This window comes from Rhizobium sp. 007 (assembly GCF_015353075.1).
GTDB lineage: Bacteria > Pseudomonadota > Alphaproteobacteria > Rhizobiales > Rhizobiaceae > Rhizobium.
The window spans coordinates 3,852,103-3,867,634 of the sequence record NZ_CP064187.1 but is presented as its reverse complement, the minus strand read 5'-3'; the positions used below and the strand labels follow the sequence as shown (position 1 = coordinate 3,867,634).

Below are 15,532 nucleotides of genomic sequence, written 5' to 3'. Positions count from 1 at the left end.
TTCGTCGTTTTGCCCTTCGTCGTTTTGCAGGACATAGGAACCGGGGCTGATACCTTCAATAAAAAGCCCTCCGTACCGATAGATACGAAGGGCGGAGAAGCGTTTCACGTGAAATATCAGGCAGAAAGCGTCTTGAACTCGGCAAGGATCGCCTGGCCCATTTCGACAGTTCCAACCTTCTTGGCGCCTTCGGCCATGATGTCGGCCGTGCGGATACCCTTGTCGAGAACGTTGGCGATCGCCTTCTCAAGATTGTCGGCTTCCTTCACGAGGTTGAAGGAATAACGCAGGCACATGGCGAAGGAGGCGATCATCGCAATCGGGTTGGCGATGCCCTTGCCGGCGATGTCGGGAGCGGAGCCGTGGACCGGTTCGTAGAGCGCCTTGCGTTTGCCTGTCTTGCCATCCGGCGCACCGAGAGAAGCAGATGGCAGCATGCCAAGCGAGCCGGTCAGCATCGCCGCGACGTCGGAAAGCATGTCGCCGAAGAGGTTGTCGGTGACGATGACATCGAACTGTTTGGGCTGACGTACCAGCTGCATGCCGCCGGCATCGGCCAGCATATGCTCCAGCTGGACGTCGGAATATTTTGCCTTGTGCGTCTCGGTCACGACCTGGTTCCAGAGCACGCCGGACTTCATGACGTTGCGCTTTTCCATGGAGCAGACACGGTTTTGACGGGTTCGGGCCATTTCGAAGGCGACGCCGGCGATGCGTTCGATTTCGTAAGTGTCGTAGACCTGTGTATCGATGCCGCGTTTCTGGCCGTTGCCAAGATCGATAATCTCCTTCGGCTCGCCGAAATAGACGCCGCCCGTCAGTTCGCGGATGATGAGAATGTCGAGACCTTCGACAAGTTCCGGCTTCAGGGAGGAGGCGGAGGCAAGCGCCGGATAGCAGATTGCCGGGCGCAGGTTTGCGAAGAGTTCCAGGTCCTTGCGCAGGCGCAGAAGGCCCGCTTCCGGGCGCACGTCATAAGGCACGCTGTCCCATTTCGGACCGCCGACTGCACCAAAGAGAACGGCATCTGCCGCCAGCGCCTTTTTCATGTCGTCTTCGGAGATGGCCGCGCCATGCGCATCGTAGGCACTGCCGCCGACAAGGCCTTCATCGATGACGAAGCCGGCGTTCATCGCCTCGTTCATGTAAGCAATGATCTTGCGGACCTCGTCCATTGCCTCGGGACCGATGCCGTCGCCCGGCAGCAGGAAAAGATTGCGCGCTGTCATGAAACCCTCCGCGGAAAAACAAGCTTCGGCTTCTTAGACCCCGCCGGACGCCATTTCAAGGAACAGAACGGCTGAATCGGTACGGTTTGCTGCCTCACGATGGCGATGTGCATCCCGGCTTGGAAGCAAAGAAAAAGCCGGGTGGAAGCCCGGCTTGATCGCATGCCGTGTTTGGGCGATTAAGCTGCCCAGGGACGCGATGCGGCGTTTGACTTTTCGAACTTGTCGATCGCAGAGGCCTTTTCCAGCGTCAGGCCGATATCGTCGAGACCGTTCAGCAGGCAGTGGCGCTTGAATTCGTCGAGGTCAAACTTGATCGAACCACCGTCCGGGCCGGTGATTTCCAGGTTTTCGAGATCAACCGTCAGGATGGCGTTGGAACCGCGCGAAGCGTCGTCCATCAGTTTGTCGAGGTCTTCCTGGCTGACCCTGATCGGGAGAATGCCGTTCTTGAAACAGTTGTTGTAGAAGATGTCCGCGAAGCTTGTGGAGATGACGCAGCGGATGCCGAAATCGAGAAGCGCCCACGGGGCATGCTCGCGCGAGGAACCGCAGCCGAAATTATCGCCGGCAACGAGAATCTTGGCATTCTGATATGCCGGTTTGTTGAGCACGAAATCCGGGTTCGACGTGCCGTCTTCGTTGTAGCGGGCTTCCGCGAAGAGGCCTTTGCCGAGGCCGGTGCGCTTGATGGTCTTCAGGTAATCCTTGGGAATGATCATGTCCGTGTCGATATTGACGACCGGGAGGGGTGCTGCAACGCCCGTGAGCTTCACGAACTTTTCCATGGAAACCTGCCTTTGTATGCCGTTTTTCAACGATTGCTCCGGCAATAGAGCAAAACGCCGTAAAAATGAAGGAGAATCTTGGGACGCGTTTAGAGATCGATGATCGTGCCGCGGCCGTCGTTCCAGATGCGCATTTCGCGCTTTGGCTCAGCCTTTGCGCGGACGGGCGCCGGCTTCATCTTCATCGAAAGCGCGCGGCCGGCCATGAGCACGGTCAGGATACCGCCAACGGCGAGCGTCACCGAAAAGGTGAGAGCAGCGAGCGCCACGAATACAGTGATCCCTGCCAGCATGAGGAAGATGGAGCGTATATTCTGCATGAGTTTAGACCTTTCTTCGAAAGGAATGTGGTCCTTGTTTTTTATTTCTGCAAGTCAAGCATGGCTTTTTGTTGTCTTGTCACTCTTCACAAAGCTTGGCACACATTCGTGATGAGCCAGAATTCGCCCATCCGTTCCTTCAGTTTGCACCGCTCGGTGCTGAGCGTTCCCGCGATCAATCTCCGCGCTCTCGAAAAGACCCATGCGCTCGGTTGCGATGCCGTCATTTTCGATCTCGAAGATTCCGTGGCGCTGGAGAAGAAGGAGCAGGCGCGCGAAAACCTGAAAACCTTCTTTTCGGGCAAGCCACTTGCGAACAAGGAAAAGATCATCCGCATCAATGCGCTTTCGTCGGGTTTCGGCCATGCCGATATGGAGCTCGTACAGGCGCTGCGGCCGGATGCGGTGCTTTTGCCGAAGGTGGACGAACCGCAGGATGTCATGGCCGTGAGCGACCTTCTTGCTGATGCCGATGCACCAGAGACCTTGCGTATCTGGGCGATGATCGAGACGCCGCGCGGTATCCTGAACGCGGCGGCAATCGCAGAGGCTGGCCGCACCCTGGGCTCGAGACTCGATTGCTTCGTCGTCGGGCTGAACGATCTGCGCAAGGAGACCGGCGTTCTGCCTCAACCGGGCCGAACCTATCTCGTGCCGTGGCTGATGCAGGTCATCCTCGCCGTGCGCGCCTATGGTCTCGATGCGATCGATAGCGTTTTCAATGATTTTAAGGAAACAGATGCCTTCGAAGCCGAATGCGCGCATGCCCGGGCCATGGGCTACGATGGCAAAATGCTGATCCATCCGATGCAGATCGAGGCTGCCAACCGGCACTTCGCTCCCGATGAGGCTGCCATCCGGGAGGCGGAAGAAATCATCGCCGCTTTCGCCGATCCTTCGGCCGAAGGTCTCAACGTCATCACTTTGAACGGCCGGATGATCGAGCGCCTGCATCTTGTCCAGGCGGAAAGCCTGGTCCATAAAGCCCGCCTGATTGCCGAACGCCAGACTATTGAACGAAAGCCTTTATCATGAAGCTCTATCGCCTTCTGACCGGCCAGGACGACGCCGCGTTCTGCCATCGCGTAACCGATGCCCTCAACAAGGGCTGGTCGCTTCACGGTGCACCGTCGCTGACCTACAATATTCAGACCGGCCAGGTGATTGCCGGCCAGGCGATCGTCAAAGAGGTCGAAGGCAAGGATTATCATCCGGAGATGAAGCTCTCCGAGCAATAGCTCAGCGCTCGACGGCCTCCTCGACGCTCGCTTCGATCCGCTCCATGTCGTCATCGCTCAGGCCGAAATGGTGACCGATCTCATGGATGAGGACGTGGGTGATGATGTCTCCGAGCGTTTCATCGTTTTCCGCCCAATAATCCAAAATGGGACGCCGGTAGAGGCGGATACGATTGGGCATCTCGCCGGTTTCGACCGTGAATCGCTCGGAAATACCCCGGCCTTCGAAGAGGCCAAGCAGGTCGAACGGCGTTTCCAGCGCCATATCCTCGAAAACATCGTCGTCGGGAAAATCTTCGATTTCGATCGTGAGATTGTCGGTGAGCGAGCGAAATTCATCCGGCAAGTGGCTATAGGCCTCCATCGCCAGGGACTCGAATGTGCTGAGCGTTGGGGCATGGCGGTCCCGCCAATCCTCGCTCTGGTCTATGCGGGCCATGAAAATTCCCTTCCTTTGGCGCCCATATAGAACCTTTGCGGTGGATTTTCGAGTGTGGAATCAAAGGCAGGAATAAATTCATAAGAATTGGTTGTTGACTCTTTCAGAAAGCTCTGGAATCCATAAGAACATAACAGGAACAATCTGACTTTGGAGTGAACGTCATGGCGCAGACGGCCGTGGCGCGCGAGCAGCTTTTTGCGCTCCGCGAAACCATTGCGAAACTCGAAGGCAAACCGGCACCGGCGCTTGCGGCGGCGGCACAAGAAGCTTTTGCGGCTGGCGATGAAACCTATTCGAGACCAGCAAAAACGCCGCTGCGTCTGTCCTTTGACATTCCAATTCTCGATGAAGCGCTCGAAGGCGGTCTGCCGCTTAACGGCATTACCGAAGTCCGGTCTCTGATGCTGCGGGATGCAGCCGGCGCCAGCGGTTTCGTGCTGGCGCTTGCGGCCTGGCAGCAGCGGCAGGAGGCGGCGGATGGCATGCCGGTTTTTTGGATTGGTGACAGAATATGCACAATGGAAGCAGGGCATCCCTATGCTGTTGGCCTCAAGAATTTCGGATTGGAGCCGGAACGCTTTCTCATGGCCTCGCCACACAAGCTGGAAGAGGCGCTGTGGCTTGCCGAAACGGCTGTCGAAAGCGGCCTCTTCCCAGCCACGATCCTGGAGGTGCGCGGCAATCCGGCCCAATTCGGTCTTACAGAAAGCCGGCGATTGAGCATGCGGGCAAGGGCTTCCGGCCGCCCGCTTTTTCTGTTGCGGCAGGGCGGCGAGGAGGAGGCGAGCAGCGCCTTTTTCCGATTCCGTGCCGAACCTGCGCCAGCCAGCGCACGGCCTCTGCCGGATGGTTCGATGCTAGAGGGCGGCATCGGCAATCCGGTTTTTCGTCTCATCCTGGAGAAGAGCCGCAACGCGGCTCCCCTCTCCTTTCTTCTGGAGTGGAACCCTCATGACCGCCGGTTTTTCCCCGTTAGCCAACCAGAGCGCACTCGTTCTCCAGGAGAGCAATCAGCGCATTCTGTCGCTCAGCTTTCCCCATCTTCCAACCGACAGGATCGCCCGCAAGAGGTGGGGTCTGTCCTGGCGTTCGGCCGGACGCCCTGATGCGCCGCCGATCGTCTGTTCTGGACGGCTCAACAATGCCATGCGCCTAACGGCGCTCGATGAGGTGGCGGAACGGATCAAACTGAAGAAAAACCAGGGAGTAGCAGAAGCGCGTGCCATATACCCGCTTCTGGATGTCATCGAGGAAGATCTGGCGGCCGATCGCCGGCTTCTCGAGGGCATCGCTGATTGGTGCGACCGTTATACGCCGCTGGTGGCATTCGACGGCAAGGACGGGCTGTTTCTGGATATTACCGGCTGCGCCCATCTCTTTGGCGGCGAAAGGGCCATGCTCAAGGATATCCTTTCCCGGCTCTTCCATATGGGGTTCGATGTCCGCGGCGCGATCTCTTCGTCGCCGGGCCTTTCCTGGGGCGTTTCCCGCTTCGGGGATGGTGGCGTCATCGAAACCGATCAAATGGAACATGTGCTGGCACCACTGCCGGTCGCAGCCCTTCGGCTGGAGGAAGGGACCGTCGAGGCACTGAAGAAGCTCGGCCTCAAATATATCGTCGACCTCCTGTCTGCCCCACGCGCACCGATGGCCCGCCGTTTCGGCGCGCAACTCCTGCTCAGGCTCGACCAAGCGCTTGGAGTGGAAGAGGAGCCGGTTTCCCCGCGGCGGCCCGTTGCCAGTCTTTCCGCCGAACGACGCCTCATCGAGCCGATCGGTACGGAAGAAGATATCCTCGCCGTCACCGGCCAGATCGCCCAATCACTGAAAGCCTCGCTTGAGGCACGCGGCGCCGGCGGCCGGGTATTCGAACTCGTGCTTTTTCGCGTCGACGGCAGGGTCTTCAGGATTCCCGTCGGCGCCTCACAGCCTCTCAGGGATCCGAAGCATATCGCTTCGCTTTTCAGCGAGCGTCTGCAGGCAATTCACGACGATCTCGACGCCGGCTACGGCTTTGAAATCCTGCGGCTGAATGTGCTGCGCCATGATCCCTTCAATGCGACGCAGGGGGATTTCGAAGGAGGCCGACAGAAAGAGACATCGCTTGCGGCGTTCATCGACAAAATCGCAGCCCGCCTCGGCGCGGATTGCCTGCAGAGATTTCAACTGCGCGAGAGCCATGTGCCGGAGCGGGCGGCGATTGCAATTCCCGCCATGGAAGGCGTTCAGGCACGCCGCAAGGCGGAGGATGGAAATCCTTTTCCTTCCAGAAGTGAGCGTCCCCTGCGGCTTTTTGCCAGGCCGGAGCAAGTGGAGGCCCTGCTTGCCGAAGTGCCCGACGGTCCGCCGCAAATCTTCCGCTGGCGGCGCATGCAGCATCGCGTGGCAAGAAGCGAGGGACCGGAGCGGCTTGCCATGGAATGGTGGATCGATGGCGCGGAGGCCGAGGCACGCGATTATTTCCGCATAGAGGATGATGCCGGTCACCGCTTCTGGATCTATCGCGAAGGTTTTTACGGGCATGAACTTCCTCCTCGCTGGTTCATGCATGGGCTCTTTGCATGAGCACGACGCCCGCATTTTTCGAGATTGGTGCGAGAACGAACTTCTCGTTTCTTGAAGGAGCCTCCAGTCCCGAGGAGATGGTGGTGCAGGCAGCTTGCCTGAAGCTCGGTGGAATCGGGATTGCTGACAAGAATTCGGTTGCCGGGGTCGTGCGGGCGCATGCGCAGGCGGAGGAGATCAGGAAAAAATTCGAGAGGAAGGAAGCCGGCCTTCTGGAAGAGGACGAGAAGATGCAGATCATTCCCGATCCAATCCGCATCCAGCCCGGTGCGCGTCTCGTCTTTGCGGATGGAACTCCGGATGTTCTTGCCTATCCACGAAACAGGCGAGGATGGGCGCATCTTTGCCGTCTTCTGAGCGCCGGGAACCTAAAACCGGAGGCGGAGAAAGGCTCCTGCATTCTCACCGAGGCGGAGATCATGGAATGGGGAGACGAGATGATGCTCGCCCTTGTTCCTGACCGGCTCGTTGTGAATGATGCCGTTGGCCAGCAAGCATTTGAGAATTGCCTGCAGCGGTTTCGAAAACGCTTTCGCAAGACAGTCCATATGGCGCTGGCGCCGGCTTATGACGGCCGCGACAAACAGGTTTTTGCAATCCTTTCCATGCTTGCCGCCCGCAACCGCATTCCGCTGATCGTGACCAATCAGCCTCTTTATCATCATCCTGACCGGCGGCCTCTCTCCGATATCGTGATTGCGATCCGCAAGCATGTTCCGATTGCCGAAGCCGGTTTCCTTCTGGCGCCGAATGCAGAGCGCTATCTCAAGGGAACGCGGGAAATGGTGCGTCTCTTCAAGGACTATCCCGACGCGATCGACAATACACGTGCATTCTTCTCCAGCTTGACCTTTTCGCTCAAGGAGCTGGAGCACAATTATCCGCCTGAAAACGATCCTGGCGAAACGCCGTATGAAACGCTCGAACGGTTGACCTGGGCCGGAGCTGCAAAGCGCTACCACCCGCAGCGCGTTCCGCAGAAAATCGTGACACAGATCGATTACGAACTGGATCTCATCAGGCAGAAAAACTACGCTTCCTATTTCCTGACAGTTTACAAGATCATTCAACACGCCCGCTATAAGCTCGGGGTTCTGTGCCAGGGCCGCGGATCAGCTGCGAATTCGGTCATCTGCTATTGCCTTGAAATAACGGAAGTCGATCCGAACAAGGCCACCTTGCTTTTCGATCGGTTCATCTCGATGGACCGGGATGAACCGCCGGATATCGATGTCGATTTCGAGCACGACAGGCGCGAAGAAGTCATCCAGTACATCTATAAAAGATACGGTATAGAGCATGCCGGGCTGACAGCGGGGGTGACCACCTATCGCACCCGCTCTGCTGGCCGCGAAGTCGCCAAGGCCTTCGGGCTTTCGGAAGATGTCCAATCGGCGATCAGCAGCCTCGTCTGGGGCTGGTCGGAAGACAATCTGTCGGAGCGCGATGCAAAGGCGGCTGGTCTCGACATTAGCGATCCGGTGACGAAGAACGTCCTCAGATATGCGTCCGAGCTTCTCGGCTTTCCGCGTCACCTCACCCAGCATGTCGGCGGATTTGTCATCACCCGGGACCGGCTCGACGAAGTCGTGCCCATCATGAAGACGGCGATGCCGGACCGCTACATGATCGAGTGGGACAAGGACGATCTCGACAATGTCAAGATTCTCAAGGTCGATGTTCTGGCGCTTGGGATGCTGACCTGTCTTCGCAAGGCCTTCGAACTTCTTCAGCTGCACTACGATGTGAAGAAAACGCTCGCCGATCTCGGCAACAAGGAGCATGGGGAAGAGGGCAAACCGGTTTACGCGATGATGTGCCGGGCCGATACGCTGGGCGTCTTCCAGATCGAAAGCCGGGCGCAGATGAGCATGCTGCCGCGACTGAAGCCGAGGGAATTCTACGATCTCGTCATCGAGGTGGCAATCGTCCGGCCAGGACCGATACAGGGCGATATGGTGCACCCCTACCTCAAGAGACGGGAGCAGAAAACACCCATCGAATATCCCAGCAAGGAATTGAAGGCGGTGCTGGAAAGAACCCTCGGCGTTCCCCTGTTTCAGGAACAGGCAATGCAGATTGCGATTACCGCCGCAGGCTTCAAGCCGGCGGAAGCCGATCGGCTTCGACGGGCAATGGCGACGTTCAAGAGAACCGGCACGATCGGCAATTTCGAGAAGCGATTCATCGAGGGAATGGTTTCGAGAAACTATTCGTCTGAATTTGCGCGGCAGTGTTTCAATCAGATCAAAGGCTTCGGCGAATACGGCTTTCCGGAAAGCCATGCGGCCTCCTTCGCGTTGCTCGTCTATGCTTCATCTTGGATCAAGGCCTACTATCCTGATGTCTTCTGTGCGGCGATGCTGAACTCGCAGCCGATGGGTTTTTATGCGCCGGCGCAATTGGTCCGGGATGCCAGGGAGCACGGCGTGGAAATTCGTGCGGTGGATATCAATCGTTCGGATTGGGATTGCCTCCTGGAGGATGCGCGTTTCGACAAGTCAAAGATCGACTTCCGGCACAGGGACATGAACAAGATCATCCGGACGAAGAGGGCGGTTCGCCTCGGTTTCCGGCAGGTGAAGGGCCTTTCCGGCGACATGATAAAGGCGAAATTGATCGCAAATCGAGGTGCCGGCTATAGATCGATCCGCGATCTATGGCTGCGCTCGGGCCTTGAAAAATCGGATATCGAACGGCTGGCAGATGCAGATGCGTTCGGTTCCATCGGCTTGTCGCGGCGAGAGGCGCTCTGGGCGGCGCGGGCGCTTGATGTGAAAAGTGCCGCAGAGAGGCTGCCTTTGTTCGATCGGGTGTCGCATGTCGATCTCCAAGTCGAACCGAGGGTGAAACTGCCCGAAATGCTGCCGGGCGAACAGGTGGTCGAGGATTATCGCTATCTCTCGCTGTCACTGAAAGCGCACCCTATCTCCTTCCTGCGAGATGATTTCCAAAGAGCAGGCATTACGCGCAATGTCGATCTTCTGGCCGTGCCGAACGGAAAGAGGGTGACGATTGCAGGGCTGGTGCTGGTCCGCCAGCGCCCGGGCTCGGCCAAGGGCGTGATCTTCATGACGCTTGAGGATGAAACGGGTGTTGCCAATGCCATCGTTTGGAAAAAGACTTTCGAGAAATACCGCTCGGTTGTCATGGGGGCGCGGCTCGTGAAAATCCATGGCAAATTGCAAAGTCAGAGCGGCGTCATTCACACTGTGGTCGAGCATATCGAAGATATGACGCCCGCTCTCGGCCTTCTGCAGAAGGAGGCGCAGCGCTTTGGTCTTTGCGAACGCGCCGACGAGGCTATGCGGCCGGCAGTCGATGCCCGCGCAAAGAAGATGGCGCGTATCCTCGAAAAGGAAGCAGTCGAAAGGCGAGTGATATCAACAAGCAGTGAGACGAATGCTGGGGAGACCGCAAAGGTTATGCCGAAAGGGCGCAACTTTCACTGATGGGTTAGCGATAGATGATGTTGCCAATGTCAGCGTGCCCAGCCATCTTTTCGGCGGTGGCACGAAATGCATTTTGCCGAGAGGTCCGGTCAGCGGTTCCTCTCGCTCGCCGCGCCTTCTACCTCGATTTTTTTCTTGACAGACACCATCTTCTTTTGCAGAAAACACGATAGTCAGTGTCATGTTTGGAAATGAAGACGTGCTCGTCTGCAGTTGCAACTATATAACCGACAAGGAAATCCGGGAGGTCATCAACGACCTTCTCGATGAAGACTGTTGGCAGCTTATCGTGCCTGCGAAGGTCTATCATGCGATGGAAAAGCGCGGTCGTTGCTGTGGCTGTTTCCCCAACGTCGTCAACCTCATCATCCAGACCACCGAGGAATATCATGCCCGTCGCCACTCGACGGATGACGAGATATTTGATTTCATGTCCCGCCTGAAACAATTCCATGAAGAAAACAGGAGAGCGGACATTGAAAGGCGACAAAAAGGTCATCGAGCGGCTTAACGAGGCACTTTTCCTCGAACTCGGCGCAGTCAACCAATATTGGGTTCACTACCGCCTGTTGGAAGACTGGGGCTATACCAAGCTTGCCAAGAAGGAGCGCGCCGAATCCATTGAAGAGATGCATCATGCTGACCGTCTGGTCGCGCGCATCATCTTCCTTGAGGGGCATCCAAACCTGCAGACGCTTGCTCCCTTGCGCATCGGCCAGAACGTCAGGGAAGTTCTGGAAGCCGATCTTGCCGGCGAGTATGATGCCCGCACAGCTTACAAGAAGTCGCGCGACATCTGTCATGACGCCGGTGACTATGTCTCCATGAAGCTCTTCGAGGAGCTCCTTGCCGATGAGGAAGGCCATATCGACTTCCTCGAGACGCAGCTCGACTTGCTCGAGAAGATCGGCGAAGCCAAGTATGGCCAGCTGAACGCCGACTCTGCCAACGAGGCCGAGTGACTGAACCTTCAAAGCCAACCGGCCGCAAAAATGCGGCCGGTTGGCTTTTCACGTCGAGGACGCGTGTTGCGGCAGGGTTAATTCGCGGGAACGGTGCTCTTCCCGTCGCCGGTGGCGAACAAGGGCATTACCTCATGGCGGTGCCCCACGCCGTTGAGAACCTCGGCCCCTTGTGCCTGCTTGGCCGAGGATCCAACCTTCCCACCGACCAACAACCTTGTCATCCGGGACGCCGTCATCACGATAGCCATCGACCACGTCGAGCATACCGAGCAGGCCGACCGTTGCGTCGAAACGGTCCTCGCCGGTCTTGTCTGACCCAAATCCGTCGGAAATCGCTTTGCGTATCGCCGTCCCGTCCACCTGCGGGCGTGCAGCCAGCCAACGGATGAGATGGTGGCCGATAGATTGGCGGCCTGATTGCTGTCGTTTGCTCCAGATGGGTCGGCGGGGGATGCCGAGCTGGCCATAGACGTCGCCGGGATAGGTCTCGGCGACGATGGTGACGTCAGGGTTCGCGAGGGCGTCGATCCCACCGTCGAAAGGCCAGAGGGCGATCTCAGCAAGGTTGGGGACGATGATCTCGCGCCAACCGGCTATCGCGGCCTTACCCACCTGATTGCCGCCCAATGTCCAGAAGATCATGCAGGCATTTTGCCGGTCGCCAGTGGCACGCTCGCAATGCCGGAGAAGATCGTTTCCTGTCGAGACTCCCAGCGCGTCGAACAGATGCTGGCGGCGCGTGCCGCCCGGGCGCATTGGATAGAACGGCCGGTGCAGCGAGATCTGGCTGCGATGCTCGGCGACCATGAACCACTCTGCAAAGGAACCTGTGCCGAAGGTTTGCAAGGCCTCTCGGAAAGAAAAAAGCCCGATCGCCCTGCCATAAGCCTCTGGCAGTCCGATCGGAAAGTCGAAGCCCACAAGCGTCGCACCATCGACTTTGGCACGTTGCCGTAGCCGGGGCAGCAGTGTCGCCGTATCACTGACGGGCTCCGGTGCCGATATTATCCAACGGCCACCGTCGCAAACAGCGACGCACTTCCAGCGTTTCTGTCGATCGATGCTCCAGTCGCAATGTGCGACGAGGGCCACGGACATCATCCCCTCCCGGATTCGATCGGCGCACTCGCTAGCCGGATCGGGTTTTCAGGCGTTGGTTTAACTCGCGCCCGGTTCCGATCTGGAACAAATCCTTGCGGCGTCTGCTGATCGTATGGCTCCCACGACCCGGCGAGTAAGGCCGGGGCGACAAGATAGAGGATGGTGGCGATCACCACGACGCCAGTGAACCCGATATGCATGGCAAGCAGTACGGCGAGGATTGCGCTCAGCACCGACGCACAGCCATTGATCCCCCACGCCCAGGGAATAAACGCCTCCGAGCAGGCGCCAACGTGACCGAGGCCGAGGGGGAAGGGCATGCCCATGAAGATGGCGAGCGGCGCTATGAGGAGGAGTGCGATCGCGATCTTCACGGCATCCGGGAGTGCCAGCAGCCGTTCGAATACCAAAGGCAGCGCGAGCAGGTAGGCGGCAGCCAGGCATGCGATCACCACGACGGCGAGTGCAATGCCGCGCACCGCTGATCCGCGTCCAACGAGCGCCATCCAGCGTGCGGCTACGGCGCTACCGAGACCCGCGAAGGCAAGGAATCCCGCAAGTACGACGGCGACAGCGTAAAGCGGATGGCCGAGGAACAGCACGAAGCGCTGAATGAAGGCGATCTCGATGAAGAGGAAGGCCAGGCCCAAGGAAAGGAAATAGAGCCCGAAGCGCAGCCGATGTACTCCTCTCCCGAGTGCCCGCCGGCGAAGCCAGAGCGGCAGCAGAATCAGGACGGCGCTGAGGATCGCCGCCTGGACGAGCGTCGTCGCCAGAATCAGGTAGCCCCAGTCGAGCATCGCTGCCCCACCTTGCGTGCGCAGCGTCAGGAGTTCGGGCAGGGCGCGCCAGCGGAAAAAGTCGAAGAAATAAGGCCGATCGTCAGTGGCCGGTGCAATATCGAACTTGTAGCGCTCGATGAAGTCGGCCCGCTCGGGGCCGAGGAGAGCGAGGGCTCCCTCGTAGAGATATTCCTGGTCGAGCTGGTTGTAGCGGTTCACGTCGGCTGACGAGATGCCCGGCGCCCAGGAAGTGTCAAAGAAATTCTCGGCCGCGAAGCCGCGGATGGCTGCGACGTCTTCGCCGATGAACGCCGACTTGGCGACGAGGAGGGTTGCAGTGTTCCAGCTGCGGATCAGCGCAAGGTGCTGGCCTGCCTCGGCTACGCCATCAGCTTCAAGCGCTGCGGTAGCGGTGGCGAACAGCTTGAGGATGTCGCGTGGCGGCGCCCGCAGCCATCGCGTGATGGCGATAATACCACCCGGTCTCAGCACTGCGAGGTAATCCCGCAGCGCCTCCAGTGTGTAGGTATAGTTCTCATGCATGGTCTGTACGCCGGCCGCGGCCGCACTGAAAGAGTCAAGGAGCGGCATCTGGATCAGGTCGTAACGCTCGCCAGTAGCCGCGGCGAAGGCGCGCGCCTCGGCCAAATGCAGATGCACGTTCGGGCGGCTAAAGATGCCGCCGGCGAAATCCGCGAAGTGATTGCGAGCAAGGTCGATCATCTGCGGGTTGAACTCTACGGCATCCACGGTGACGGCTCCGGCGCGCAGTGCGAGCAGCACCTGCTCGCCGCCGCCGGCACCAAGGATCAGCATTCGCGGCCGCGTAAGGATGCGGTACGGGAGCGCCGCCGTTGTCCGGTCGAGATATGCGACTGTCGCCGGATCGCCGCCATAGGCGGTGATCGTCGTAATACTGTCGCCATCGGTGAAGACGGCGAGTTGCGCGGGCGGCTCTTGGGTGTTGGCGAGGCTGAGGCCCGGCGCGTACCGGAAAGGCACGGTCGGGCTCTCGACGATCGTCAGTAGTCCCAACGGGCTTGATCGCTCCTCGACCACTCGCGCGTTCGGCACTTCGAGCGCCATGCGCAGGCCCTTGTACTGCGACATGTGCGGGCCGGGCGCCGTCCAGGACGGTGGTAGCCACACCGCGATGAGCAAAGCTGCAAGCCCCAAACTGCCCACGGCGAGCCACCGATGACGAGCCATGCCCGTCGCGGCGAGGGCAGCCGCAGCGAATCCCAGCGCTGCGACGAAGTACAGCGCCGCAGGGGGAGGGACAAGGAACAACAGCCCGACGGTGCCCAGCGCACCGATCCCTGCGCCGACCAGGTCGAAGGCATAGACGCGTCCAATCTGGCCAGGGTGGCGGATGAAGGCAAGGCCGATACAGGTTGCACCGAAAAAGAACGGCAGAACCAGGAGAGCATAGCTGGCCGCGAGCCAACCGAGCTGCCCCGGATTCCAGATAATCTCGAGCGCGTTGAACGGAAGCCGTTCGGCACCGGCGACACTGGCAACCGCAGAAATGCCGAACAGGGCTGCCGACGCTGCGAACGCGGCGGGATAGCGCTCCACCAGGGGGCGGCGGGCGAACGCAAGGAATGTACCGCTCGCGCCGAAGCCCAGGAGCGCGATGCTTATGATCATATAGGCGAAATGATGCCACTGAATGATCGAGAAGAGCCGCATCAGTAGCACTTCGTGGGCAAGGGTCGCCGCCGATATGAGACCGACCGGCAGCAGGCGACCCACTCTCATCGGGCCTGACCTCCCCTCAGCGGCACAAAGCTCACCGGCAGCAGCTGCCGGGTCGTGATGCTTCCGTCCACTCGCTTCTCGACCAACATGAGAAACTGGGTCGCGAAGGGACCTCCGACGGGGACGACCATCCGGCCGCCCCGTGCGAGCTGTTCGACCAGCGGCGGAGGGATGTGGCTGGCAGCGGCAGTCACCACGATCCCGTCGAATGGCGCGTGCGCAGGCCAACCATAGTAACCGTCGCCTACCTTTACCTCGACATTGTCGAAGTGGAGCTCAGCGAGCCGGGCGGCTGCCCTTTCGCCCAGTTTCGGTATGATCTCAATCGAGTAAACCTTTGCCGCGAGTGGCGACAAGACGGCTGCCTGATAGCCCGAGCCAGTGCCGATCTCGAGGACAACGTCACCAGGGCCGACATTGATCAGGTCGGTCATCAGCGCGACGATGAAGGGCTGCGAGATCGTCTGACCGTATCCGATCGGCAGCGGTCGATCTCGATAGGCCGCCCCGCGCAGCTCCTCGGGCACGAAGAAGTGGCGCGGCACCTTCCCCATCGTCTTCAGCACCACCGGATCGATGCCCTGGCCCTCGACGGCTGACGGCGCTGAGCGGGCGTGCGAATTGATTGTTTCGATCATCGCCGTACGCTCGGCGAGGCGATCCTGAGCGGACGCAGATGTCGAAACCACAGCGGCAGCGCCCGCCAGAACCGCGGCCAATAACGTTTGGCACTGGGCTAGTGGACGCATGAACTCTCTCCCGTCCAAGGCAAAGAGTATAGTGGCTGCGGAGGCAATTTTGAACAGGGTTCTCAGCCGCTTTCCGGCTGGGACTTCGCAACAAAAGCGACGTGGCCAACGGAAAGTGGCTGCGCCTACTGTGGCCGCCG

The 15,532-nt window shown here is 59.2% G+C and carries 13 protein-coding genes and 1 pseudogene; 7 read left to right on the top strand and 7 right to left on the bottom strand.

Annotated elements, in window-relative coordinates:
- Positions 1 to 116: 116 nt before the first annotated feature.
- The 3 genes from leuB to ISN39_RS18870 all read right to left on the bottom strand — a co-directional run bounded on the left by leuB (position 117) and on the right by ISN39_RS18870 (position 2,337).
- Positions 117 to 1,229, bottom strand: coding sequence for a 3-isopropylmalate dehydrogenase (gene leuB / locus ISN39_RS18880; RefSeq protein WP_194728492.1), 1,113 nt, complete (start codon positions 1,227 to 1,229; stop codon positions 117 to 119).
- A gap of 179 nt (positions 1,230 to 1,408) precedes the next feature.
- Positions 1,409 to 2,017, bottom strand: coding sequence for a 3-isopropylmalate dehydratase small subunit (gene leuD, locus ISN39_RS18875; protein WP_194728491.1), 609 nt, complete (start codon positions 2,015 to 2,017; stop codon positions 1,409 to 1,411).
- 89 nt (positions 2,018 to 2,106) lie between these two features.
- Positions 2,107 to 2,337 (bottom strand): hypothetical protein, encoded by a 231-nt coding sequence (locus ISN39_RS18870; protein ID WP_022717567.1) that lies wholly within the window; start codon positions 2,335 to 2,337, stop codon positions 2,107 to 2,109.
- A gap of 111 nt (positions 2,338 to 2,448) precedes the next feature.
- Here ISN39_RS18870 and ISN39_RS18865 point away from each other — a divergent pair, with 111 nt between their 5' ends.
- Both ISN39_RS18865 and ISN39_RS18860 read left to right on the top strand, forming a co-directional pair.
- Complete coding sequence (locus ISN39_RS18865; protein ID WP_074070074.1) at positions 2,449 to 3,372, top strand: CoA ester lyase; 924 nt, start codon at positions 2,449 to 2,451, stop codon at positions 3,370 to 3,372.
- The gene (locus ISN39_RS18860) at positions 3,369 to 3,575 is read left to right on the top strand and encodes a DUF1737 domain-containing protein (protein WP_022717565.1); all 207 of its coding nucleotides are present in this window, start codon (positions 3,369 to 3,371) and stop codon (positions 3,573 to 3,575) included. Before ISN39_RS18865 ends, ISN39_RS18860 begins: the two co-directional genes overlap by 4 nt.
- Before the next feature lies 1 nt (position 3,576).
- On the opposite strand, the gene ISN39_RS18855 is transcribed toward ISN39_RS18860, so the two are convergent.
- Positions 3,577 to 4,014 carry a metallopeptidase family protein gene (locus ISN39_RS18855; RefSeq protein WP_022717564.1) on the bottom strand — a complete coding sequence of 146 codons (438 nt, stop codon included), beginning with the start codon at positions 4,012 to 4,014 and terminating at the stop codon, positions 3,577 to 3,579.
- Between the two features lie 164 nt (positions 4,015 to 4,178).
- Between ISN39_RS18855 and ISN39_RS36480 the strand changes: the two genes are divergently transcribed.
- From ISN39_RS36480 to bfr, 5 genes and pseudogenes are all read left to right on the top strand, one after another.
- A complete protein-coding gene (locus tag ISN39_RS36480) occupies positions 4,179 to 5,123 on the top strand; it encodes a hypothetical protein (protein ID WP_246763253.1) in 945 nt (314 codons plus the stop codon).
- Positions 5,035 to 6,582: a DNA polymerase Y family protein gene (locus ISN39_RS18850; protein ID WP_281438316.1), complete on the top strand. Its 1,548-nt coding sequence runs from the start codon at positions 5,035 to 5,037 to the stop codon at positions 6,580 to 6,582. The genes ISN39_RS36480 and ISN39_RS18850 overlap by 89 nt, the downstream gene beginning before the upstream one ends.
- Complete coding sequence (locus tag ISN39_RS18845; RefSeq protein WP_194728489.1) at positions 6,579 to 10,034, top strand: error-prone DNA polymerase; 3,456 nt, start codon at positions 6,579 to 6,581, stop codon at positions 10,032 to 10,034. The genes ISN39_RS18850 and ISN39_RS18845 overlap by 4 nt, the downstream gene beginning before the upstream one ends.
- 135 nt (positions 10,035 to 10,169) lie before the next feature.
- A pseudogene (locus ISN39_RS18840) lies at positions 10,170 to 10,545 on the top strand ((2Fe-2S)-binding protein).
- Complete coding sequence (bfr, locus tag ISN39_RS18835) at positions 10,511 to 10,996, top strand: bacterioferritin (RefSeq protein WP_074070070.1); 486 nt, start codon at positions 10,511 to 10,513, stop codon at positions 10,994 to 10,996. Before ISN39_RS18840 ends, bfr begins: the two are co-directional and overlap by 35 nt.
- Before the next feature lie 132 nt (positions 10,997 to 11,128).
- Here bfr and ISN39_RS18830 read toward each other — a convergent pair whose 3' ends face one another.
- From ISN39_RS18830 to ISN39_RS18820, 3 genes are all read right to left on the bottom strand, one after another.
- A complete protein-coding gene (locus tag ISN39_RS18830) occupies positions 11,129 to 11,845 on the bottom strand; it encodes a DUF429 domain-containing protein (RefSeq protein ID WP_246763252.1) in 717 nt (238 codons plus the stop codon).
- Positions 11,846 to 12,096: 251 nt separating this feature from the next.
- Positions 12,097 to 14,643, bottom strand: a complete 2,547-nt coding sequence (locus ISN39_RS18825; RefSeq protein ID WP_246763251.1) for an SAM-dependent methyltransferase — start codon at positions 14,641 to 14,643, stop codon at positions 12,097 to 12,099.
- Positions 14,640 to 15,392 (bottom strand): protein-L-isoaspartate(D-aspartate) O-methyltransferase, encoded by a 753-nt coding sequence (locus ISN39_RS18820; protein WP_074070068.1) that lies wholly within the window; start codon positions 15,390 to 15,392, stop codon positions 14,640 to 14,642. Before ISN39_RS18820 ends, ISN39_RS18825 begins: the two co-directional genes overlap by 4 nt.
- Positions 15,393 to 15,532 lie beyond the last annotated feature (140 nt).

Excerpts from the sequence above, each read along its gene's own strand:
- leuB (WP_194728492.1), bottom strand. The coding sequence starts at position 1,229 with ATGACAGCGCGCAATCTTTTCCTGCTGCCGGGCGACGGCATCGGTCCC.
- leuD (WP_194728491.1), bottom strand. The coding sequence starts at position 2,017 with ATGGAAAAGTTCGTGAAGCTCACGGGCGTTGCAGCACCCCTCCCGGTC.
- ISN39_RS18870 (WP_022717567.1), bottom strand. The coding sequence starts at position 2,337 with ATGCAGAATATACGCTCCATCTTCCTCATGCTGGCAGGGATCACTGTA.
- ISN39_RS18865 (WP_074070074.1), top strand. The coding sequence starts at position 2,449 with ATGAGCCAGAATTCGCCCATCCGTTCCTTCAGTTTGCACCGCTCGGTG.
- ISN39_RS18860 (WP_022717565.1), top strand. The coding sequence starts at position 3,369 with ATGAAGCTCTATCGCCTTCTGACCGGCCAGGACGACGCCGCGTTCTGC.
- ISN39_RS18855 (WP_022717564.1), bottom strand. The coding sequence starts at position 4,014 with ATGGCCCGCATAGACCAGAGCGAGGATTGGCGGGACCGCCATGCCCCA.
- ISN39_RS36480 (WP_246763253.1), top strand. The coding sequence starts at position 4,179 with ATGGCGCAGACGGCCGTGGCGCGCGAGCAGCTTTTTGCGCTCCGCGAA.
- ISN39_RS18845 (WP_194728489.1), top strand. The coding sequence starts at position 6,579 with ATGAGCACGACGCCCGCATTTTTCGAGATTGGTGCGAGAACGAACTTC.
- ISN39_RS18825 (WP_246763251.1), bottom strand. The coding sequence starts at position 14,643 with ATGAGAGTGGGTCGCCTGCTGCCGGTCGGTCTCATATCGGCGGCGACC.
- ISN39_RS18820 (WP_074070068.1), bottom strand. The coding sequence starts at position 15,392 with ATGCGTCCACTAGCCCAGTGCCAAACGTTATTGGCCGCGGTTCTGGCG.